A 22,861-nucleotide genomic window follows, 5' to 3' on the forward strand; every position below is an offset into this window, starting at 1 on the left:
CGCCTTTATTTCTGAATAACAGCTTCTACTAATCGATATAGCCGTTCTGAGGCATCTGGAATCCCTTGTTGTTTAGATGCCTCGGACATGCTTTGTTGCAGCTTGTCGTTTGCCATGATTTCTTCGATTGCATTTCTCAATGTTTTCTCTGTCAACTCGTCATCTTTGATCATCTTAGCTGCATGCGCATGCACTAAACTCATGGCATTTTTTGTTTGGTGATCATTCGTCACATAAGGACTTGGGATCAAGATCGCTGGCAAACCAATCGCCGTTAGCTCAGCGATGGAAGTGGCTCCCGCTCTACCGACTAGTAAATCACTCGCAACCATGACTTCTGCCATTTTAGAGATATAGGGTTGGACACTTACATTTGGTGAAGCATTTATTTTTTCTCTCACTGCTTCATAGTAACGCTCTCCAGAAGCATAAAGCACTTGATAATCCGTACTTTCAAAATCAGTCAAAAAATCTGTTACAGCTTGATTTATTTTTAGCGCTCCTTGGCTTCCACCAAAGATCAGGACAGTCTTTTTATTGGGGTCCAGTCCAAACGATTCGATGATATTCGTCTTATTCATATTCGCTACTTCTTGTGCACGTGGATTGCCCACTAACACAGATTTTTCTTTTGGAAAAAATGCTTGAGCATCCTTAAAGGAAATAGCGATCCGATCCACATAGCGACTTAAAAATTTATTCGTCATCCCTGGGACACTGTTTTGTTCATGGATGATCGTTGGAATATTTGATTTTGCAGCCGCATAGACGACGGCTCCTGAAACATAACCGCCTGTACCAATCACAACATCTGGTTGAAATTCTTTTAAAATTTTTTTTGCTGAACGGATACTTTTCAAGAAAAGTTGGACTGTTTTAACATTGTACAGTGAAATTTTTCGTTTAAATCCTTGGATCTCTAAGGTACGAAATGGAATCCCTGTTTCTGGAACAATCTTATTCTCCAACCCTCTTTGTGCACCAACATACATAAATTCAGCATTTGGCACTTGTGCTTTAACATAATTGACGAAGGCTAATGCTGGATAGATATGTCCTCCAGTTCCTCCGCCTGTAACCAAAATTTTCATTAATTATCGCTCGCTTCTACATTTTCTAGTTTATTGATAGCGTCCATAAAGCGTTCGCCTCTGATTTCAAAGTTAGGGTATTGATCCCAACTAGCGTTAGCTGGTGACAATAAGATCACATCGCCTTCTCCACTTAAGCGAAGAGAAACAGGTACTGCTGATTCAGCATTTTCCGCTGTTTCAATAATAGGAATACCTGCTTTTTTGCCAGCCTCCATCAATTTCTCTTTTGTTTCACCAAAAACGATCAATGCTTTAAGACCTGTTAAGGAAGGAATCAATGCATCAAATGAATTCCCTCGATCTAGCCCACCAGCGATCAATACTAAGTTTTCTGGCGTAAATCCACTTAAAGCCATTTTTGTCGCTAAAATATTCGTGGCTTTTGAGTCATTATAAAATTTACGTCCTTGAACTTCCCCTACATATTGCGTACGGTGTGGTACACCATGGAAAAGCTGTAATGTTTGTTTAATTGCGGTATTAGATATCCCATACAATTTAGCAACTGAAATGGCGGCCAATGCATTTTCAACATTGTGAGAGCCTGGCACACCCATTTCAGAACTATCCATGATTTTATCTTGATCATAGAAGATACTTCCATTCAATGAATAGGCACCTTTCGACAATTCTTGTTCTGTTGCAAATGGTAAAACAGTTGCTTTTGTCGTTTTGCTTAGTTCTCTTAATTCAGACTGATTCCAGTTGAGGATCAAGTAGTCTGATTCAGTCATATTTTTTTGAAGTTGCCATTTGGCTTTGACATATTCATCACGCGTACCATGATAATCAATATGCGCTTCATAAATATTCGTGATCACAGCGATGTGAGGACGAAATTCAGTGATTCCCATCAATTGGAAACTTGATAATTCCATCACGATTTTATCTTCTTTAGTTGCTTCTTGTGCCACACTACTTGCAGGATAACCAATATTTCCAGCTAAGCGAGCAATGCCATCATTTTTTTCAGCATTCAATAATAAACCAGTCATGGTGGTAGTTGTCGTTTTACCATTCGTCCCAGTGATGCCAATAATCGGACATTCCGCTACCTCGTAAGCTAATTCTACTTCCGTAATTACCGGAATACCCAGTTCTTGTGCTTTTGAAACGAAAGGATGACTATAAGGGATACCGGGATTTTTGACTAATAACGAAAATTCTTCATCCAATAATTCGATTGGATGACTCCCTGTGACCACTTTTATCCCCATTGACAGCAATTCTTGTGCTTCAGGGTTTTCATCAAAAGGTTTCCCATCATTTACAGTGACAAGTGCGCCCAATTCATGTAACAATTTGGCCGCACTAAATCCACTCTTTGCTAATCCTAAAACAAGGACCTTTTTATTTTCATACGTTGAAATTTTTTTCATTTCCTGTCATCTCCTACCAAATGAACCATAATGTAATCAAAGAAGTCACTAGACTAATCGCCCAAAAAACAATATCAATCTTCCACTCTGTCCAACCACTCATTTCAAAATGATGATGGATCGGAGACATTTTAAAAATTCTTTTTCCAGTTAGTTTGAATGATGTCACTTGCAACATGACACTAGCTGTTTCCACGACATAAATCAAACCAACTAACAATAATGTCCATTCTTGATTCAACATCATTGAGATTGCTGCCAGTAAGCCACCTAGGGCAAGCGAGCCCACATCACCCATAAAGATTTTTGCTGGTTTGTGGTTATACACAAAGAATCCCAATAATCCACCAAGCACACTCAAACAAATGACCAGTACATCATATTGCTGTTGATGCCAAGCGATGATTCCATAAGTGGCAAATGAAATACTACCTAACCCTGCCACTAATCCATCAATACCATCAGTTAAGTTCACAGCGTTTGAGAAACCGACTAACCAAAAAATAGCAAAAATTCCGTAGATGATCCCAAGAGGAATCTCAATACCAAAGAAGTTCAGTGTACCGACATAATTTTCTGAACGATAGACTGCATAGAAAATGATGCCGCCGACGATTTGTCCAATCAGTTTTTGTTTTGAATTTAGACCCATATTTCTTTTTCTGAAAATTTTGATAAAGTCATCTAAAAAACCAATCGCGCCATACAGTGCTAAAACAAATAATAGAATGAAAAGAGTAGGAGTAAGTTGCTCTTGCCAAGCACCTACCCAAATCCCTGTCAATATAGCTGCAACTAAGAACACTAAACCACCCATGGTAGGAGTTCCGGCTTTGACATTATGCCATTTAGGTCCTTCTTCCCGAATTGCTTGTCCTTGTTTTTTCATTTGAAAATATCCAATAAATAGCGGCGTTGCTGCAACTGTCATTGCACAGCTACTAACGATAGGAATTAATGCTTGTGTCCACTCCATGCTCTTTTCTCTCCTAATTCTCTTCTTATTCTTCTAATGTAAAGCTTAATTTATCATCGGTAATTTTTTCATACGGCGCAAGGCTTTGTTTTGTGCAATAGCCATCACCGTCGAAAGTTACCTCGATCCCTAATATTTTACCTAATTTCATGATGTCCGCTTTAGACCAACCGGTTACATCAGGCATCAGTTTCTCGCCACCAGTATATAAGATGATCTTTTCACCAGAAATCAATTGATCGCCTTGTTCTGTTGACTGTTTTTTCACCTTTTTACCATCACCAATAACAATTGGTTGTAGTCCGCTTTTTTGCGCATCTGCTGCAGCAACATCTGTACCTAGATTACGGTAATCAGCCACAGTCACTTTTTCAGTTGCTTCTTCTGTTTTTTCATCTGTTTCTGTTTCTTTAAAGTCCATTGCACGTTTCATCAATGGATTAGCGATTTTTGCTAATGCATCACGGTCATATGTTTTAGGATGTTTCATCGTTAGGTACAATACATATTCAGGATCTTCTGACGGAACCATTTCAACGATTGAATACAAATAAGCTGTCTCACCTGTTTGGTAACCACCAGTATCAGAAGCAATCTGTGCAGTACCCGTTTTAGCCGAAACATTGTAACCAGGTACACTATATACACCATAGGCACTACCATAATTTTCACTTTCTACTACATCACGCATATATTCGCGTACTTTTTGAGTCGTTTCCTTTGAAAATGGCTGTCCTAATACTTCTGTTTGCGTTGCTCTTTCTTCGCCAGTCGTTGGATCGACGATTTTGCTGATATAACGTGGTTGTATCATCGTACCATTGTTTGCTATTGATGTGAATGCCTTCATCATCTGGAAGTTCGTCACTCCTACAGCTTGTCCGTAAGCACTCATGGCACGGTCAACGATGTTTTCAGTTGGCAAAGCTCCTGAAACTTCATCATCTAAGCCAGAGTGAGTACTTTGTCCAAAACCTAGTTTTTGCAGATAGTTATACCATGCACCACCCATACGTTGTTCCAACATGACCATCCCAACGTTACTTGACCAAGAAAGTGCTTGTCTCATTGTTAAGACACCTTTTGCGCCGTAATCATGGTCATTGATCGTTGCATCTGCAACTTTGATCTTACCTGATTGAAACGTTTCATTTTCATTGAATTTGCCTTCTTCGATAGCAGCTGCTGTGGTGAAGACTTTCATTGTAGAGCCTGGTTCATAGCTATCTTGAACCAAGAAATTACGCCAAACGGAATCTTTTTCTTGTAATCCTTCCATTGTTTCTGGATTGAAAGTAGGTCGTTGACCCATAGCTAAGATCTCACCAGTTTTGGCTTTCATTAAGACAGCCGTCAATTCATCTGGCTGATACTCATCATTGACTTGATCCATCAAGGTTTCTAAATAACTTTGAAGACGACTATCTAGAGTCGTATAAATATCTTGACCATTCACTGCTTTTTCTTCTTCAGCGACTGTCCCTGGTAAGGCATTTTGGTAATTATCTTTTTGATAAATGATTTTCCCATTTTTCCCGCTCAATACATCATTATAAGCAGCCTCTAATCCCAATTTACCAACTAGACCTGTATCGTCCTTATTTGGGACAGCATACCCGATAAAATGAGAAGAAAATACACCATTAGGATACATCCGTGCAGAATGATCTTCAAAATATAACCCTGCGATATTTTCTTTTTTCATTTCTGATTCGATCGTTTGTCTGGTCTCCTGTGAGATATTTTTCCCATAGTTTCCAAACTCTACTTGGTATAGCTCATTTTTTGCGCCATCTTGTAGGATCTTTAGTGCCTGGCTCTTTTCGATTGAAAGATTTTTGTGCAAAATCGTAGCGATTTTATCAAAATCCTTTTCTTGGGCATATAATTTTTTATCACCAGTTGTATACGTTTTGGATAAGATAGCTTTGATCGAATAAGATTTAGCGTCTTCAGCAAGGGCCACTCCATTGCGATCATAGATCGTTCCGCGTTTTGCTTTGACGACTTCACTACCTTTGTAGAGCTGTTCAGTTTTTTCCGCTAGAGAGGTCCCAGCGACATGGCCTCCAATAACGATATACGAAAAACGGACGGCAAATAAAAAGAACAATCCAATACTCGTAGCAAATAAAATGATACCTACTTTTTTGCGATTGTTCATCGGATTTAGATTTTTCTTTTCCATAAACCGCCGGAATTTATTTTTAAGACTCATTTACTTCACTTTCCTTAAATTGTCATCGTTGATCGACAACCCTTTTTCTTCTGCGATTTTTTTGATTCGTTCAGTACGTGACAACTCGTTCTTTTCTTGTACTAAACTTGTTTTTTCGACATTTTTTTTGTCGATTTTAGTTTGGATCGTTGTAATTTCGTTTTCTACACCACTGATATTCGTACGCAACATTACAGTTAGTATGCAAAGCGCAATCACCGAAAGCGTAATACTTACTACAGCCAGTTTTTCTAAATTGGATATATGTTTTAACCGTTTTGCTGGCGATTGAGGAAGAATAACTTCTTGATTCGAATCTGGCAGCTGATGTTCAGGTTGTTCGACCATATCTGGTAAATCATATGGATATTCTTGTACTTTTCTTAATTCTGCCATTATTCTACTCCTCTTTCACACGTATTTTTTCAGCAATTCGTAATTTAGCACTACGAGATCGGTTATTTTCAGCTAATTCCTCTTCAGAAGGAAGGATTGGCTTTCTATTGATCAATTTTAATTCTGGTTGAAATTCTTCTGGGATGACTGGCAATCCTGGTGGTAAATCTCGGACTGTACTATATTCCTTGAACATGTTTTTGACGATACGATCCTCTAACGAATGGAACGTGATCACACTGATACGACCATTTTGATTTAAAAGACGAATCGCTTGTTCTAATGATGCTTCTTCCGCACCCAGTTCATCGTTGACTGCGATTCTCACAGCTTGGAAAATCCGTTTTGCCGGATGACCACCTTTTCTTCTCGCTGGTGCAGGAATCACATCTTTAATGATTTCTACTAACTCGCCAGTCGTTTCGATTGGGCGTATTTTTCTGACTCGTTCAATTTCTCGAGCGATTTGTTTTGAAAATTTCTCTTCACCGTAGCGAAAGAAAATTTTTACTAGTTCATTATAAGGATATTCATTGATCACATGATACGCAGACAAAGGCGCTGATTGATCCATGCGCATGTCTAGCGGTGCATCTTGATGGTAGCTAAATCCTCTTTCTGCTTCGTCAAGTTGAGGCGAAGATACCCCTAGATCATACAAAATACCGTCCACATGGGAGACATATTTTGTTATCTGCTCTTCTAATTCTCGAAAGTTTGCTTTGATAAAAGTAACCATGCCTTTTTCAACGTATGGGGCTAATCGTACTGTCGCATGATCGATTGCTTTTTGATCTTGATCAAATGCATAAAGGTGCCCATTTGAATTCAATTGGCTCAATAAATATTCACTATGTCCGGCACCGCCAAGTGTACAGTCTACATAAATGCCATCAGGTTTGATGTTCAATCCATCAACCGTCTCTTTCAACATGACTGTATAGTGTTGAAATGTTTCAGTCATTAGTCAGCCTCTTCCTATCTTATAGTCCGAAATCAATCATATTTTCAGCAATTTCATCAAAGTTTTCTTCTGCAACTTCGGAAAATTCTTGCCAGCGTTCTTCATCCCATATCTCAATTCGATTTGAAACGCCAATCACTACACATTCTTTTGTTAAAGTAGCATAATTTCTTAATGTGCTGGGGATATTGATACGTCCTTGTTTATCTAATTCACATTCAGTGGCAGCCGAGTAAAAAAAACGCACGAACGTACGAGCATCTTTTTTAGCTAAGGGCATTTCGTTTAATTTGGACTCTAGATTCTGCCATTCACTCATGGGATAGCCAAAAAGACAGCCATCTAATCCTCTGGTAAGGACAAATTCTTCGCCCAGTTCTTCACGAAGTTTCGAAGGTACGATCATACGACCTTTTGTATCAATATTATGCCGATATTCGCCCATCAACATTGAAACTACCCCCGTTCCTCCACTAACTAAAATTAGTCTACCACAATCCCCCACTTTCTACCACCTTTTATGGAAAATCCGAGAATAACTTTTTTATTCATAAAAACTTTTTTAAGAATTAAGCTGTAAAAAGTCTTTAAAAAAACTTTTTACAGCTCGAAACCGTTTTTTATCATAGATACGTAAGGATATTTAAAACGATCAATAGTCCATAAAAGACAATCGTCAGTAAAAATGCTAACCGCCAAGTCATTTTCAAATAACGCGAATAAATGATTTCATCATAATAATAAGCTTGGAATACAGCAATACATATTGCCATTAAAAGCATGGAAATCATGAAAAATGGTAGGAACGAAAAAGTGGCCATATTACGTGATAAAGCATGCATGCCTCCCCACAAAAAAGGGACAGCAAGATCAGGAGCTTTAATTTTAAAACGACGGTCCAATGAAAATAGTTTTACCAAAAAGTTGCAACCAAATAAGACGATTGCAGGAAAAATATACCAAAATAAAACAATTGGCGTAAAAGTGCCCATCTGACAAAAACTCCTTCTTCTAGTTGTTTCAAGTATACGCTATAAACTTTACACAACTATTTCATTTATTTTAAATTTATACAGTTTTCTTTGCTTTATCGAGTCTTCTACTTCAAATGACGACATCAATCAGAAAAGTTGCCTAGTCCAAACTCCCCAACTGTGTTCGATTGGATAATCCGTTATAATAGAAGAAACAAAGATTTTAGGAGGTTCGACTATGATCAAGTATTTTTCTATGACTAACCAGCAACTAGTAAATACACAAAAAGAAACTGCTGAAACAGTTTGGTATTGTGTGGAACGTCCAAACGAAGAAGAAATCAATAAACTAACTCATCAATTCCAGATTCCTTCCGATTATATTACGTCGATACTAGATGATGCTGAAAATTCAAGAGAAGAGGAATTCAATCAAACAAAACTAACAAAACCAGCGTTATTATTATTACAATATCCTTTTGTAAAAACAAGTCCCAGTGGCTATTTCCAAGTGGATACGTATCCTTTTTCAATTATAGTGACACCTCAAAAAAAGCTTATCACAATTACGAATCACGAACCACTCTTTTTGAAAAAAGTATTCAGTCAAACGTTTGAAAAAAATGATTTATCGACCAATCTAAATATTTTCATGCAGATCATTTGGCAGATCACTTTTTCATACAACACTTATTTGTCTACTTTACAATCTCAATGTGATGTTTTAGAAAAACAATTACGTGTTTCTACGGAAAATAGTCAGCTGTATCAAATCATGGATATCCAGAAAAGCTTAGTGTATTTCAGAGAAGCAACAGCCGCAAATTCTACTACACTAAACACCCTGATAAAAAATAAAACGATTCAAGAAAATCATGCGCTAAGAGCCCATCTACATGATGTGATCATTGAGACGGAACAAGCTAGAACGACTGCCCGCATCCAGTTGAATCTCGTAGAACAAATGAATCAAACATTTTCTGCTATTATATCGAATAACCTAAACAATATTATGAAAATTTTAACTTCTCTTACAATTATTTTAACGATCCCGACAATCATAGGAAGTCTCTACGGGATGAATATCAAACTTCCTATTGCTGAACGGGATGACGCCTTTTTATGGCTGACCCTTTTTATGCTACTCATTAGTATACTAACCGCTTATTATTTAAAAAAGGGGAAGTTTTTATAATCCCCCCCCTTGTCGAATAAAGAAAAAGCATGTAAACTAAGGGCAACAATAAAATTTCGAGGTAGAACTATGCGTGAGAAAAAACAAACAAGTACGTTTTCCAAGATCACCAAAATTGTCATTTGGACAATGCTTATTCTAACTGTTGGCTCAGTTGTTTTAACTGCTGTAATGAGTGTCATGTAACATCGATTGTTTAAACGAAAAAAAGAGAAGGCTGACAAAGATTTCGTCAGCCTTCTCTTTTTTTTCGAATAAACAATGCTCCCAAAATAGCTTCTTCAACCACCGAAAAACACGTTTCATTTCTTTTCACAATAATCATCTATTGCTGTCTTAGTGTCAACCGCTTATTAATCAAACAAAATACTTAGACTTGTTTCGCTAACCGTAGTAATTCTTTTGCATGTTCCATTGTTAAAGGGGTGATTTCACTTCCTGCCAACATCCGTGCAATTTCTTCTTCACGCTGTGCTGGTGCCAATTCTGCTACAGAGGTTTGAGTGCGCCCTTTGATGACATCTTTTTTAATATAATACTGATAGTCAGCCACGGCTGCTACTTGAGGAAGATGTGTAATACATAATACCTGTGAATAACGTGAGATTTGTGAGATCTTATCTGCGATTGCTTGTGCGACCCTTCCACTGACCCCTGTATCTACTTCATCAAAAATAATACTAGTTACTCCTTGTTCAGAAGAAAAGATCGTCTTCAATGCTAATAACATCCGAGAAAGCTCGCCGCCAGAAGCTACTTTGACTAAAGGTTTCAAAGGCTCCCCAGGATTCGTGGTTATGTAGAACTCCACTTGGTCAAATCCGTTCATATCTAGTTGTGCCTTGTCAGATTTTGAAAAGCGTACTTCGAATTCAGTATTTTCCATATAAAGACTTTTTAATTCTTTTAAGATAGATTGCTCTAATCCTTTAGCGATTTTCTTTCGCATTTCATGTAATTCTACTGCCTGTTTCTGAAGTTTCTCTTCTTTTTCAGCCAGTTCAATTCTCATTTTTTCAAGTTGTCCTTCGGAAAAATCGGAGGAGGCTAGTTCCTGAGTGATATCATCATAATAGTTCAAGATGGCTTCGATTGATTCCCCATATTTACGCTTTAATTGACGGATCAGCTCTAATCGTTGATTCACTTCTTCTAAGCGATTCTCATCTAACTCTAGCAGGTCAATTTGACGACTCATATCACCGATTGCATCTTGCAATAAATAATAGGCGCTTTGGACATTTTCAAAAATCGCCTCGTACTCATTATCTAAGTGCGCGATACTTTGCAGCTCAGCTACTGCCAATCCTACATTATCTACACTGCTCCGCTCTTCCCCACTCAGCGCACTATAGCCACTAGCTAAGCTATCCACTATTTTTTGATAATTACTTAATTTTTCTCGCTCTTCACTTAACTGTTCTTCTTCGCCTACTTCTAATTGTGCCGCAGCGATTTCTTCTTGCTGAAAATGAAGCATGTCAATCCGTTGGACAAAAGATTTTTCATTTTTCTGGATCTTACGAACTTGTCGTTCAAGTTCGCGGTAGCGCGAAAACTCTTGCTGATAATTTTTCTTCTTACGCTGAAATTCATTGTCGCCAAAACGATCGAGTAAAACTAAGTGTGCTTCTGGTTGTAAAAGTTCCTGATGTTCATTTTGGCCTTGGATATCTACCAAATAACTGCCTATTTTTCTTAGATTAGCTAATGTTACGATGTGCCCATTGACACGACAAACATTTTTCCCTGTCAAAGACATATCTCTTCGAACAATTAGATTGTCTCCATCAGATTCGATTCCTAACTCATTCATCAACGCAGAAAAACCATCTTGTTTAGGCCACTCAAATAAACCTTCCAGAATACACTTATCTGCACCTTGTCGGATATAGTCACTTGAGCTTCTTCCTCCTGCCAACAGCCCAAGAGCATCGATAATAATTGATTTTCCTGCACCTGTTTCACCTGTGAGTGCCGTCATTCCCTCATGAAAAGACAACCGCAGTTCAGGAATAATCGCAAAATTAGTAATACTGATTTCTTGTAACATCGCACTCACTCCTTCTATCAAAGGTAATGTAGAAAATCTTTCTTTAATGTCACAGCGTCTTCTTCTGTACGCGTAATCATCAGCACGTTGTCATCATCATTAATGATCGAAAACAATTCTTTTTTATAGCGCTTATCGATAAGATTAGCAGCTGCTGATGCATTTCCAGGCAATGTCTTCAAAATCACAAATTTTTCCATTTGGTCAACAGCTACAAAGGCATCTCTCAGTAATTTTTCTAATTTCGTATTCACATCTTCACTTGTTTCTGCCGGAAGACTGTAACGATAACCGCCATCTGAGGCAGGGACTTTGATAAGTTTGAGTTCTTTTATATCTCTAGAGATGGTTGCCTGAGTCACAGATATCCCTTTGTTTTTTAAGATTTCAACGAATTCTTCTTGTTTTCTGATATCATTTTCGTTCAGTAACCGAGTAATCAAACGATGTCGATCCTTTTTTCTCATACGCTCTTCGCTCCTTCGTTTATTCTTCTTTACTATGATAGCTTATTTCAAGCGCTTGATAAAGAAGAATTCGTTGACTTCTTTATCATCTGGCTCGCATTTATTTGTGATTGAATTGTTCATGGGCTTGTTCAACGATTTTTACTACGTTGATCATTGGAGATAACGTTCCTTCGTCTTTTGCTTTTTTCAAATGTGCCAGAAATTCAATATTTCCTTCGCCACCAGTGATTGGGGAATAGCTTAGTTCTAAAACATCATAGCCATGACCCGTAGCAAAACGCAAGATATCCTCAACTACTTGTATATGGGTTTGCGAATCACGCACGATACCGTTCTTCCCAACCGCATCTCTACCAGCTTCGAATTGTGGCTTGATCAAGGTGATCACTTCGCCACCATCTGTTAAAATGTCGTGTAAAGGAGGAAGCATTAGTTTCAAAGAAATGAACGAAACATCAATCACCGCAATTTCAGGTACTCCCAACTTGAAATCTTCGGGTTTTGAATAACGAAAATTAACTCTTTCCATTACTTCTACTCTCTCGTCCTGTCTGATCTTCCACGCCAGTTGATTGTAGCCAACATCCAACGCATAACTCATTTTGGCGCCATTTTGTAAAGCTGCATCCGTGAAGCCACCGGTAGAAGCACCAATATCAAGCAAGATTTTATCGGCAACAGATAGATCAAAAACGTTTAGTGCTTTTTCCAATTTCAACCCACCGCGGGAAACATATGGTAATTTTTTCCCTTTGATTTTCAATTCATTGGTAACAGGGATCTTTTCACCAGGTTTATCAAAACGTTCATTTTTTTCATTGTAAATCAGTCCTGCCATGACTGAACGTTTTGCTTGTTCTCTCGTTTCAAATAATCCTTGTTTGACCGCTAAAACGTCCACACGTTCTTTTTCCATTTTTTTCCTCATTCCTATATATCAAATTGCTGTACTAATTGACGAAGCAGTTGTCCTTTAAACGAATAGACGGTTTGTTCTAGACGTTCGATGATTTCATTTGCACTAGCGATTTCTGCTTTCAATGCTGTTTTTGTCTTTTCGATCCCTAGCAATCGGGGATAGGTATTTTTTTCCATTTCCGCATCTTTGCCAGCAGTTTTTCCTAACTCCTCAGTAGTACTGATCACATCTAATAAGTCATCTCGAATTTGAAAAGCCAGTCCTAGGTGTCTGGCTAACTGTTGTAATTCCCCTACTACTTCTTCCGGCTGATCTGCTAAAACTCCGCCGGCTAGTAGCGCATAATGGATCAACCTCCCTGTTTTTCTCTCATGGATGAACGCTAATTCTTCTAAAGCAAGTTGTTTTGTTTCGCCTTCAATGTCGGCAGCTTGGCCAGCAACCATTCCCTGCGTTCCTGCACTCACAGCTAACTGTTGTAACAACAGAAGTTTTGGTGAATTTGCTAAATGAGTCATACTAATCAGCTGGAACGCCCCTGTGAGTAAGCCATCACCCGCCAATATAGCCAATGCTTCGCCATAGATTTTATGATTTGTTGGCTTCCCTCGACGCAGATCGTCGTTGTCCATCGCTGGCAGATCGTCATGGATCAGCGAATACGTATGAACCATTTCAAGGGCGGCAGCTACTTGATAAACAGTCGTATTGATAACTTCTTCAAATGAAGCAACTGTAGCCAACAAAAGTAAAGGGCGGATTCTCTTCCCCCCCGCACGGATCGAATACACCATGCTTTCTTTTAACTTTTCATCAGATGTATACTCGTCAAGAAAAGCAAGCATCTCGTTTTCGACAGCAGGAAGGTGAATAGCAGAAAAATCAGCTAATTTCATTAGGCTTCCTCTTTTCCTTCAAAAGAAATTTCTTCGTTTGCTTCTGTCATCATTTTCGTTAGTGTTTCTTCCGCCTTTGTTAAAGTATCCTGACATTGCTTGCTTAATTCCATTCCACGTTTAAATGCATCTAGTGCTGATTCTAAAGGAACATCTCCTTGTTCCAACTGCATGACGATTTTTTCTAACTCTTGCAATGATTCTTCAAATGTTGGATTTGCCATCTTGTTTATGCTCCTTTTATACTTTTTGTACCTTCCCGATTACTTGCCCATCTTGATAGTGGATGACCAAAGAATCGTCTGGTTGGACCTCTGTCACACTTTTGACCACTTGCTCATTGATGGTCGTGTACGTATAACCGCGTCCCATGATTTTCAGTGGGCTTAACAGGTCCAGAGATTGAACTGCTTGTTGAAACTGTTGCCTTTGCATTTGCATGTATTGCTGCATTTTCTCTGCTAACCTTTTCTCAAGATAACCTGCTTCTTGTTTCGCAGACTTCACTCGATAAAGAGGGGCAACTTGTTGCAACTGATGCGATAAATTCAATGTTTCTTTTTCTTTCTGATGGTAAATTTGCTGTGTTGCTTGCATCAACCGTTGTTTCAACTGATCCAATTTGATGGTATGACCCTCATATAGGCGATCGGGTTGACGAAAGACGTAAGATTGTTTTGCCCGTTCAAAGCGTTCTTGTTTGCGCTGAATCTGGCGCATAAATGCCTGTTCAAGTCTAGCTTGTCGCTCCTTGATCTTCAACAATTCTTCTGATAACACTGGGACAGCTAATTCAGCTGCTGCAGTCGGAGTCGCAGCCCGCACATCCGCAACTAAGTCAGCAATTGTTGTATCTGTCTCATGTCCAACGGAGGATATGATAGGTGTTTTTGCTTCATAGATTGCTCTAGCAACTCGCTCTTCGTTAAATGGCCATAAATCTTCGATTGATCCACCGCCACGGCCTATGATCATCGTATCAAAATTCCCCAATTTTTCTACTTGCTGGATATTTTTTACGATATTGTCTGCCGCTTGGTTTCCTTGGACAACGGTTGGAAATAGGACTAACTGAACAATCGGATAACGCCGTTTTACTGTAGTGATGATATCCCGGATCACCGCACCGCTTGGACTAGTCAAAACAGCGATTCTTTTCGGAAAGCGGGGAAGTGTCCGTTTTGGTCCTTGAAAAAGTCCTTCTTTCAACAGTTTTTCTTTTCGCTCTTCCAGTTCTTGGTAAAGTGCCCCTACACCATCAGGCTCCATGTGTTCCACGTAGATCTGATAAGATCCAGCAGCTTCATAAAGCGAGATTCTCCCGACAACTAATACTTTCATCCCCTCTTTTGGCTGAAAGCGCAGTTTCTGAAAAGCTCCTTTAAACATGATGGCAGATATTTTGGCATGATCATCTTTCAAACTAAAATATTGGTGTGCGTTTGCACGTAAACGGAAATTAGAAATTTCTCCTGTTAAATAGACCCTTTCAAGATAAGGGTCTACATCAAATTTTCTTCTTAAATACTTCGTTAACGTAGTAACTGTTAAATATTCTTGGGTCATCTACTCACCTGCTTCAGCGGCCATGACTGTTTGGTACATCAACATCGTGATCGTCATCGGTCCAACACCTTTTGGAACAGGTGTGATGTAGCTTGCCAAAGGTTCGACTTCATCAAACTTCACATCACCGATCAACTTGCCATTTTCATCACGATTCATCCCCACATCAATCACAACAGCACCTGGTTTAATAAATTCTTTTGTTACAAAATGACCACGACCAATGGCTACGACCAAGATATCTGCTTCTTTAGCTAACTCTGGAAGTTGTTTTGTTTTTGAATGCGCGATCGTAACAGTAGCATCCGCCATCAACATCAGCTGTGCCATCGGTTTTCCAACAATATTGCTTCGTCCGATCACCACTGCTCGTTTGCCAGAAAGATCAATGTCATAAGCTTCAAACATTTTCATGATTCCATAAGGGGTACATGGAATCTTATCAGGATTTCCCGCTAATAATCGGCCTAAATTCATTGGGTGGAACCCATCGACATCTTTTTTAGGGTCGATTGCAAGTAAGACTTTCTCTTCATCTATGTGTTCTGGTAGTGGCAACTGAACTAGGATGCCATGGAATCTAGGATCCTGATTATACTTTTCAATTTCAGCCAACAGATCCGCTTCAGAAATCGTCTGCACATATCGTTCGACTTTTGAATAAATACCGATCGTTTTTGCGGAACGTTCCTTGTTTCGAACATAGACTTGACTAGCTGGATTTTCACCCACTAGTAAAACGACTAATCCGGGATGGATGTCTTTTTCTTTTAGTTCATTTACTTTTATAGCAATCTCTGCTTGCATTTTTTCAGCTAATTCTTTTCCATTGATCAATTCTGCCATACAATCACTCCCAGATTTTTTTGTGCTTTTATTCTACCATAGATAATCGTTGTTTTATAACCCGTTTTGACTTATTAACAGAAAAAAGCTAGGACTTACGCCCCAGCTTCTATTTCCTTCAATACATTTGATAATACCCCATTAACGAACTTACGTGATTGATCATCACTAAAAGTTTTCGTCAATTCGATTGCTTCATTCAATGCAACGGCGGATGGTACATCCTCAATATACATCATTTCAAAAATAGCAATACGTAAGATGACTAAGTCCATTTTGGAAATACGGTTGATTCGCCAGTTCCCTCGAAGATGTTTTTCGATCGTACGATCTAGTTCATCTTTTTTGGCACATACCCCGCCAACTAGCGTATCTAGATAAACAGGAACGAATTCTGACTCCTCTTCATTGATCATGTCTTTATGATCAAGTTCAATTGCGTGGAAAATTGCATCTTCTTTTGTCAGGTCAGCATTGAAATCCAATGGAAACAATGCTTGCAAAGCCATTTCACGAATCTCGTGTCTTGATAGTTCTTTATTCATTTTCTTCCTCTTCGTCTTCAAAAAGTTCTTCGATCGCTGGTTGTTCCAACTTTTCGGGTACTACTGCTACAACATGGATATTCACTTCTGCTAAAGCAATGTCAGTCATGAAAAGAACTTGCTGGTTGACACGTTCTTGCATTTCCATTGCTACCTTAGGAACAGAGACACCATATTCTAAATAGCAGTAAAGATCTACTTTCAAACCGTCTTCATCATTTACTAAGTAAACACCCTTACCATGAGCTGCTCGTCCTAACAATTCGGTCACGTTGCTGGCAAATGTGCCACGCATCCCATAAACACCTTCAACTTTTGAAGCAGCGATCCCAATGATCACTTCAATCACTTCTGGCGCAATAACGATTTCACCTAGCTCTTGACTCGTATTCAAGATTAAATTTTTGTCCTCTGCCATTTTATCTATTCCTCCTTTTGCCTATGTGCATATTGCTTACGTGTAAAAATATTTTCTTCGATTTACTCGCAATACACAAAGGTAAACTGTTCACCTGCTTCTTTCAGCTCGTTCTTTCAAGCAAGCTTCTCTATAATTGCCGAAGCTCGATTTCTTATATAGTGTATCATTAAATCAAGCGATTTTCTATAACAAAGTCCGCATGAATCTTGCATCTGTCAAACAGATTATAAAATAATCAATTCTTTCGGTGAATGCGTCAATACCCGATTTCCTTCTGGTGTGATCAACAAATCGTCTTCGATTCTGACACCACCGATTCCTGGGAGATAGATTCCTGGTTCATCTGTAATGATATTCCCAACGATAATTTGTTTTTCTGCTCTAGCTGAAACATTTGGTCCTTCATGGATCTCTAGTCCGATACCATGACCAGTGGAATGTCCAAAGGCTTCTCCATAACCATGCCTCGTGATATAGTCTCTTGCGACTGCATCTAGTTGGATACCTGTAACACCTGGCTTAGCAGCTTCGATCACTGCTAATTGAGCACCCAATACAATCTCATAGATTTCTTTAAGTTTTTCACCTGGGTCGCCGATTGCAAATGTACGTGTCATATCAGAAACATATCCTTCATAGTAGCAACCAAAATCCAAAGTGATCATATCGCCTTGTTCAATGACTTTATTGCTTGCTACACCATGAGGCATTGCAGAACGTAGTCCACTAGCAACGATCGTAGAAAATGAAACGCCTGACGCCCCTAGGGAACGCATATAGAAATCCACTTGATTGGCTACTTCGATCTCTGTCATGCCTGGTTGGATCATTTTCAAGATATGATCATAGGCCATATCGGCTATGCTACAAGCTTTCTCAATGATCGTAATTTCTTCTTCATCTTTCACTTCTCGTAATTCTTCGATCATCTCAGAAACAGGAATCAATTCTGCATCAATGATTTCTTCTAACACTGAGTATTCTAAAAATGAAACAGTTGATTCTTCAAAAGCTAACATACGTAAGCCTTCTTTACGAACTAAGTTAGCTACTTCATCAAAAATCGGTCCGACATTTTTGATGATCTCAAATCCTTGTGCCTGTGTTGCGGCTTGTTCAGTATAACGAAAATCTGTAATAAAGAATGCTTTCTCCAATGTAATCACCGCTAAACCTGTTGTTCCAGTAAAGTTTGTCAAATAACGGAGATTATAAGGACTTGTGATCAAAAACGAATCTAAATTGTTTTCCCGCATTTTTTTACGTAATTTTTCTACTCGTAGCATCATAAATGAAACTCCTTCTTTCTTTGCCTCTTTTTTCTATTATAGCAAATTTTCGCTTCTTCAAGACAAATAAAGCGAATTTTATTGATAAATTTACAAGAAAAAAATAGCTGGAACAAATCATTTAGTGATTTGCCCTAGCTATCATACCCAATAGAAAATAATTATACATTTATGATTTTCTTCCGAAGAAGAATGAAACAACCGCTACTAAAATAACAGCCCCTAAAATCGACGGAATAAGTGCCATACCTGCTGCTTGCGGTCCCCAGTAGCCAAAAATTGCTTGTCCTATACTTGAACCAATCAATCCGGCAATGATATTTGTGATACATCCCATGGAATTTCCTTTACTGGTAATTGCTCCAGCAATCGCACCAATAATCGCTCCCACGATCAATGTCCATAACCAACCCATAATATAACCTCCTTTTTGTACGTTATAATTCTAGCATACACGTTTTAAAGCGAGCAAATGATTGAACTACAAGTAGCAAGAAGGTGTTATGGTAGCTTATATAAATCTGAGAAATAAGAAGAATTCACGATAATTGCTTTTCAAATTTTTGTGAATTTCGGCTTATTTCCGATGGAATTGCTTCTGCTCCCACCGTTTATTCGTTTTTAAAGTATGAGACAAAAGTTTTTCTTATTTTTGTCCCACATCGTTTTTTTCTCCAATTTTTCAAACCTAAGCAACTTTTGTCTCGACCTCATTCGCCTATTTTTATTTGCGTTTAAAAATATTCTTCATGCCGCGTTTCACTACATCTAATAAACTTAATGATCTAACCATATTGCTAGGATCAACATAGTTTCTAATCGCACGCAACACTTTTTTAGGGTCTTTAGCAGAAAAAGTATACGTACCATTTCTCTTTGATTTGATGGCAAAACGAGGAATCCATTTTCCCTTAAACATGACAGAAGCAATCACCTGATCTACTTCCTCCCAAGGTATCTGGACGAATTTACGTGCATCTCGATCATTATAAAATTCAAAACCCTTATCACCAATCATGATCTTACCATAATCTGTGATCCCTAAATAAGAAGTAGCATTTGTTGTTAAATCGACTTTTGTATTGATAGATTGTACCATTTCTTATACTCCATTTCCGAGGTTGGGAAAAGTAGGCTTGCATTAAGTAAATTTTAAAGAAAAAATGTATATTTTACCAACCTCACATAATCCGACAGTGTCTTCGAAGCGATTATAAAAGAAGCTGTGGCAAAAATCAAATATGACTTTTGCCACAGCTTCAACAGAATCATTTCTACAAATTACATTAATCCGATTAAGTGGAAGACAATACCGACCACGAATAAACCAAGAATGATGATGATTGGAGAAACTTTTTTCTTAAGTAGCCACATACAGAACAACGTTAACAATAACGCAGCCAATCCAGGAATCAAGCTGTCTAAGTTATCTTGTAAAGTTGTTACTTTTTCAGATGTTAAAGACAAACCAGCAGCTTGTTGTTCCAATGCGCTCTTGATTCCTTCTGCACCTGAAGGTAGTGAATTCCAGTCAATGTAGGCACCTTTATCAAGTTTTACAGTTGAAACAACTGGTGTGAATTTGATCGATACCCAACGGTTAACTAATGATCCAAGGATAAACATCCCCAAAATCGAAGCCCCTTTAGTGATATCTTGCAATAAACCACCAGATAAATCTTCAGTGATTTTAGAACCGGCTTTATAACCAAATTCTTGTGTGTACCAAGTGAAAGCCATACGGATGATGTTCCATCCTAAGAAGTAGATGATTGGTCCTAAGATATTACCACTAATCGCTAGTGAAGCTGCTAATGCACCAAGAATAGGTCTTACTGTAAACCAGAAAACCGGATCCCCGATACCAGCTAAAGGTCCCATCATACCGACCTTAACCCCTTGGATTGTTACGTCATCTACAGGTGCACCATTTGCACGTTCTTCTTCTAACGCTAATGTTACACCGATAATTGGTGAAGCTACATATGGGTGTGTATTGAAGAACTCTAAATGACGTTCCAATGCAGCCGCACGGTCTTCTTTTGTTTTATATAATTTCTTGATCGCTGGGATCATTGAATATGCCCAACCACCATTTTGCATACGTTCGTAGTTCCAAGATCCTTGAATGAAAGTCGAACGCCACCAAACAGAAATACGATCTTTTTTAGATAATTGAATTCTTTCTTCTGCCATTTTCGTGTACGCCTCCTTTAATAGTTGTCGATGATATCGCCTAGTGGGTCACCAGTGTTTGAGTTCCCGCCATTACCTGAACCGGCACCTTGTTTAGAAAGTGCCAAGTAGATAAGAGCAAGAGCCACACCAATTGCACCAAGTCCGATAAGAGTGATTTGTGTTACAGTTGCCAAAACGAAACCGATAGCGAAGAATGGCCATACTTCTTTAGTAGCCATCATGTTGATAACCATTGCATAACCAACAGCCACAACCATACCACCACCGATTGCTAAACCGTCTGTTAACCAAGCTGGCATAGATTCAAGTAAGCTTCTTACTGGACCTTCGCCAATTGCTAGGATCAAACCAGCAGGGATTGCAATACGAATACCTTGTAAACAAATTGCAACGATATGCCAAAATTCAACTTTTCTGAAGTTACCTTCTTTTGCAGCAGCATCCATCAAGTGAACGAAGGCAGTTGCAATCGTACGACAGATGATTGTTAGTAACAAACCAGCAACAGCAAGAGGAACAGCGATTGCGATAGCTGAAGAAACCCCAGCTCTTCCTTGACCACCTAATACTAAAATAATTGCAGATGCAACAGATGCCAATGCGGCATCAGGAGCTACAGCAGCACCGATATTTGCCCAGCCAAGAGCGATCATTTGTAATGTACCACCTAGGATAAGGCAAGGGAGTAGGTTCCCAGTAACTAAGCCGATTAACGTACATGCGACTACTGGTTGGTGGAATTGAAATTCATCAAGAATTCCTTCCATACCAGCCAAAAATGCAACGATAACGACTAAGATCACTTGAATAATATTTAATTCCATGATATTAATCCTCCATTTTTTCTGATAATTGAATTATGCGTGTTTGTTCAATTCTTCTTGCGCTTTTTTCAAAATTTCATCCATGTTTCCTTTTGAATCATTTGGCACTTTACGTACATCAAATTTGATTCCAGCTTCTTTTAACTGATTGAATGTATCAATATCTGTTTGACTGAAAGCTAATACTTTATTTGGTTGTACTTTACCAGGCGAGTGCGCCATTGAACCAACATTAACTGTTTCTAATGGAACTCCGCCTTCTACTGCTCGTAAAACATCTTGAGGGTTTTCAAACAATAGTAATGCGCGTTGACCACCAAAATGTTGATCGTCTTTTGCAAGTTTGATCATTTGTTCCACTGGTACCACGTGTGCTTTAACACCTGGAGGAGCAGCTTGTTGAATCAATTTCTTACGAAGTTCATCTTTCGCTACTGCATCTGAAACAACGATGATCCGTGTTGGATTTGTTGTTTTCGTCCAAGCTGTCGCAACTTGTCCGTGAAGCAAACGTGAATCGATACGAGCTAACACATAGCTGAATTTACCAGGAGTACCCGATGTTACTGCTTGTTGTGCAGCTGCTTTTGGTGCTTCTTGTGGTTCTAATTCTTCTGGTTTTACTTTCACGCCCTCTTTTGCTGTTTCAATGATATGCGCTGCAATTTCATGTGCAGATTCCATTGAGAAGCGAGATGCGTATGCTTCGATCAACATAGGCAAGTTCAAACCACTAACGATTGCCCATTTGTCTTTGTGTTCTTCAAACAATGTGTTTGATTGGTTGAATGGCGTTCCGCCCCATAAATCAACTAAGAACAATATTTCGTCTTGATTATCAAAAGAAGCAACAGCTTCTTCTAATTTGGCTCTCAAGTCATCTGGACCTTCACTGGGTTTTAAAATGACTGCTTTGACGTTTTCTTGTTCGCCAAAAATCATTGAACCAGATTGCAAGATTCCTTCAGCAAATTGTCCATGACTTGCAAGGATAATCCCTACCATACTTATACCTCCTGTTTCTTTTTGTTGTAACAAAATCAAAAATTAAAAATAATTGCTACCTATTACAACAGATGAATTTGACCATTTCCCAACAACAACTTTTATGCCTTTTTGGTTTTCGCTAGTAATTCCATCAAAAGGACCTTTCTATCTGCGGGTACTTTACGAATCTCCAATTCCACACCTTGGCGATCCAAGTAGTGAAACGATTCAATATCTCGCTGATCAACTGAAACAAAATTTGTGATCATTGTTTTCCCATCAGAAAAACTCATGCCACCGATATTCAGTGAATGTAGCGGTACACCGCTTCGGACAATCGTCTCAACGTCTTGGGGATTAGTAAATAGTAACATGACCTTAGCTTTCGCTAATAAACCACTTTGATAAACTTGGATCATTTTTTTAACAGTAATCACATTCGCCATGATCCCAGGCGGTGCAGCTTCCTTTAATAGAAACTTTCGCAATTTATCTTGGGCTACTAAATCACTAATAACGATGATTCGCTCTACGCCAGTCAATTTTGACCAGACAGTTGCAACTTGTCCATGGATCAAACGATCATCTATACGTGCTAACCGAATATCCATCAGTAAATCTCCTTCTTTCAAACTACTTCACAGAAACCC

Annotated in this window: 26 protein-coding genes; 2 read left to right on the top strand and 24 right to left on the bottom strand. The window is 38.7% G+C overall.

The window, feature by feature from the left end; genetic code table 11:
* Positions 1–5: 5 nt before the first annotated feature.
* The 8 genes from murG to DVW83_RS06285 form a co-directional block, all read right to left on the bottom strand.
* The gene (gene murG, locus DVW83_RS06250) at positions 6–1,091 is read right to left on the bottom strand and encodes an undecaprenyldiphospho-muramoylpentapeptide beta-N-acetylglucosaminyltransferase (protein ID WP_104660580.1); all 1,086 of its coding nucleotides are present in this window, start codon (positions 1,089–1,091) and stop codon (positions 6–8) included.
* Positions 1,091–2,473: a UDP-N-acetylmuramoyl-L-alanine--D-glutamate ligase gene (gene murD, locus DVW83_RS06255; RefSeq protein ID WP_104660579.1), complete on the bottom strand. Its 1,383-nt coding sequence runs from the start codon at positions 2,471–2,473 to the stop codon at positions 1,091–1,093. Before murD ends, murG begins: the two co-directional genes overlap by 1 nt.
* A gap of 13 nt (positions 2,474–2,486) precedes the next feature.
* Entirely contained in the window at positions 2,487–3,449 is a 963-nt protein-coding gene (gene mraY / locus DVW83_RS06260) for a phospho-N-acetylmuramoyl-pentapeptide-transferase (RefSeq protein ID WP_104660578.1), read from the bottom strand.
* Positions 3,450–3,474: 25 nt separating this feature from the next.
* Complete coding sequence (locus DVW83_RS06265; protein WP_137239141.1) at positions 3,475–5,667, bottom strand: penicillin-binding transpeptidase domain-containing protein; 2,193 nt, start codon at positions 5,665–5,667, stop codon at positions 3,475–3,477.
* On the bottom strand, positions 5,668–6,063 hold the full coding sequence (gene ftsL / locus DVW83_RS06270) for a cell division protein FtsL (RefSeq protein WP_137239143.1): 396 nt from the start codon (positions 6,061–6,063) through the stop codon (positions 5,668–5,670).
* Between the two features lie 4 nt (positions 6,064–6,067).
* Positions 6,068–7,027, bottom strand: coding sequence for a 16S rRNA (cytosine(1402)-N(4))-methyltransferase RsmH (gene rsmH / locus DVW83_RS06275; RefSeq protein ID WP_104660576.1), 960 nt, complete (start codon positions 7,025–7,027; stop codon positions 6,068–6,070).
* 19 nt (positions 7,028–7,046) lie between these two features.
* The gene (gene mraZ / locus DVW83_RS06280) at positions 7,047–7,478 is read right to left on the bottom strand and encodes a division/cell wall cluster transcriptional repressor MraZ (RefSeq protein ID WP_104660598.1); all 432 of its coding nucleotides are present in this window, start codon (positions 7,476–7,478) and stop codon (positions 7,047–7,049) included.
* Between the two features lie 172 nt (positions 7,479–7,650).
* A complete protein-coding gene (locus DVW83_RS06285; RefSeq protein WP_005881059.1) occupies positions 7,651–8,019 on the bottom strand; it encodes a DUF3397 domain-containing protein in 369 nt (122 codons plus the stop codon).
* A gap of 220 nt (positions 8,020–8,239) precedes the next feature.
* On the opposite strand from DVW83_RS06285, the gene DVW83_RS06290 reads away from it, so the two are divergent.
* Positions 8,240–9,196, top strand: a complete 957-nt coding sequence (locus DVW83_RS06290) for a magnesium transporter CorA family protein (RefSeq protein WP_104660575.1) — start codon at positions 8,240–8,242, stop codon at positions 9,194–9,196.
* A 69-nt stretch (positions 9,197–9,265) separates the two neighbouring features.
* A complete protein-coding gene (locus tag DVW83_RS06295) occupies positions 9,266–9,382 on the top strand; it encodes a DUF4044 domain-containing protein (protein WP_005881061.1) in 117 nt (38 codons plus the stop codon).
* Between the two features lie 184 nt (positions 9,383–9,566).
* Here DVW83_RS06295 and recN read toward each other — a convergent pair whose 3' ends face one another.
* The 16 genes from recN to DVW83_RS06375 all read right to left on the bottom strand — a co-directional run bounded on the left by recN (position 9,567) and on the right by DVW83_RS06375 (position 22,822).
* Positions 9,567–11,249: a DNA repair protein RecN gene (gene recN / locus DVW83_RS06300; protein WP_104660574.1), complete on the bottom strand. Its 1,683-nt coding sequence runs from the start codon at positions 11,247–11,249 to the stop codon at positions 9,567–9,569.
* A 17-nt stretch (positions 11,250–11,266) separates the two neighbouring features.
* The gene (argR, locus tag DVW83_RS06305; RefSeq protein WP_005881063.1) at positions 11,267–11,716 is read right to left on the bottom strand and encodes an arginine repressor; all 450 of its coding nucleotides are present in this window, start codon (positions 11,714–11,716) and stop codon (positions 11,267–11,269) included.
* Positions 11,717–11,816: 100 nt separating this feature from the next.
* Positions 11,817–12,635 carry a TlyA family RNA methyltransferase gene (locus DVW83_RS06310; protein WP_104660573.1) on the bottom strand — a complete coding sequence of 273 codons (819 nt, stop codon included), beginning with the start codon at positions 12,633–12,635 and terminating at the stop codon, positions 11,817–11,819.
* A 14-nt stretch (positions 12,636–12,649) separates the two neighbouring features.
* Positions 12,650–13,534 (bottom strand): polyprenyl synthetase family protein, encoded by an 885-nt coding sequence (locus tag DVW83_RS06315; protein WP_104660572.1) that lies wholly within the window; start codon positions 13,532–13,534, stop codon positions 12,650–12,652.
* Positions 13,534–13,758, bottom strand: coding sequence for an exodeoxyribonuclease VII small subunit (locus DVW83_RS06320; RefSeq protein ID WP_081133899.1), 225 nt, complete (start codon positions 13,756–13,758; stop codon positions 13,534–13,536). Before DVW83_RS06320 ends, DVW83_RS06315 begins: the two co-directional genes overlap by 1 nt.
* Before the next feature lie 16 nt (positions 13,759–13,774).
* The gene (gene xseA, locus DVW83_RS06325) at positions 13,775–15,100 is read right to left on the bottom strand and encodes an exodeoxyribonuclease VII large subunit (protein ID WP_104660571.1); all 1,326 of its coding nucleotides are present in this window, start codon (positions 15,098–15,100) and stop codon (positions 13,775–13,777) included.
* Entirely contained in the window at positions 15,101–15,946 is an 846-nt protein-coding gene (locus DVW83_RS06330) for a bifunctional methylenetetrahydrofolate dehydrogenase/methenyltetrahydrofolate cyclohydrolase (protein WP_104660570.1), read from the bottom strand. It lies immediately after the preceding gene.
* A gap of 95 nt (positions 15,947–16,041) precedes the next feature.
* On the bottom strand, positions 16,042–16,491 hold the full coding sequence (gene nusB, locus DVW83_RS06335) for a transcription antitermination factor NusB (protein WP_005881076.1): 450 nt from the start codon (positions 16,489–16,491) through the stop codon (positions 16,042–16,044).
* A complete protein-coding gene (locus DVW83_RS06340; RefSeq protein WP_104660569.1) occupies positions 16,484–16,909 on the bottom strand; it encodes an Asp23/Gls24 family envelope stress response protein in 426 nt (141 codons plus the stop codon). The genes nusB and DVW83_RS06340 overlap by 8 nt, the downstream gene beginning before the upstream one ends.
* A gap of 227 nt (positions 16,910–17,136) precedes the next feature.
* Positions 17,137–18,201, bottom strand: coding sequence for a M24 family metallopeptidase (locus DVW83_RS06345; RefSeq protein ID WP_104660568.1), 1,065 nt, complete (start codon positions 18,199–18,201; stop codon positions 17,137–17,139).
* A 169-nt stretch (positions 18,202–18,370) separates the two neighbouring features.
* Complete coding sequence (locus DVW83_RS06350; protein WP_081133904.1) at positions 18,371–18,616, bottom strand: GlsB/YeaQ/YmgE family stress response membrane protein; 246 nt, start codon at positions 18,614–18,616, stop codon at positions 18,371–18,373.
* A 309-nt stretch (positions 18,617–18,925) separates the two neighbouring features.
* Complete coding sequence (locus DVW83_RS06355; RefSeq protein WP_104661380.1) at positions 18,926–19,300, bottom strand: DUF956 family protein; 375 nt, start codon at positions 19,298–19,300, stop codon at positions 18,926–18,928.
* 182 nt (positions 19,301–19,482) lie between these two features.
* Entirely contained in the window at positions 19,483–20,397 is a 915-nt protein-coding gene (locus DVW83_RS06360) for a PTS system mannose/fructose/sorbose family transporter subunit IID (protein ID WP_104661381.1), read from the bottom strand.
* 17 nt (positions 20,398–20,414) lie between these two features.
* The gene (locus DVW83_RS06365; RefSeq protein ID WP_104661382.1) at positions 20,415–21,224 is read right to left on the bottom strand and encodes a PTS mannose/fructose/sorbose transporter subunit IIC; all 810 of its coding nucleotides are present in this window, start codon (positions 21,222–21,224) and stop codon (positions 20,415–20,417) included.
* 33 nt (positions 21,225–21,257) lie between these two features.
* Complete coding sequence (locus DVW83_RS06370; protein ID WP_104661383.1) at positions 21,258–22,229, bottom strand: mannose/fructose/sorbose PTS transporter subunit IIA; 972 nt, start codon at positions 22,227–22,229, stop codon at positions 21,258–21,260.
* Between the two features lie 101 nt (positions 22,230–22,330).
* Complete coding sequence (locus tag DVW83_RS06375; RefSeq protein WP_104661384.1) at positions 22,331–22,822, bottom strand: mannose/fructose/sorbose PTS transporter subunit IIB; 492 nt, start codon at positions 22,820–22,822, stop codon at positions 22,331–22,333.
* Positions 22,823–22,861: the final 39 nt, after the last annotated feature.

This window comes from Enterococcus sp. VV15 (assembly GCF_005236045.1).
Taxonomy (GTDB): domain Bacteria; phylum Bacillota; class Bacilli; order Lactobacillales; family Enterococcaceae; genus Enterococcus_B; species Enterococcus_B durans.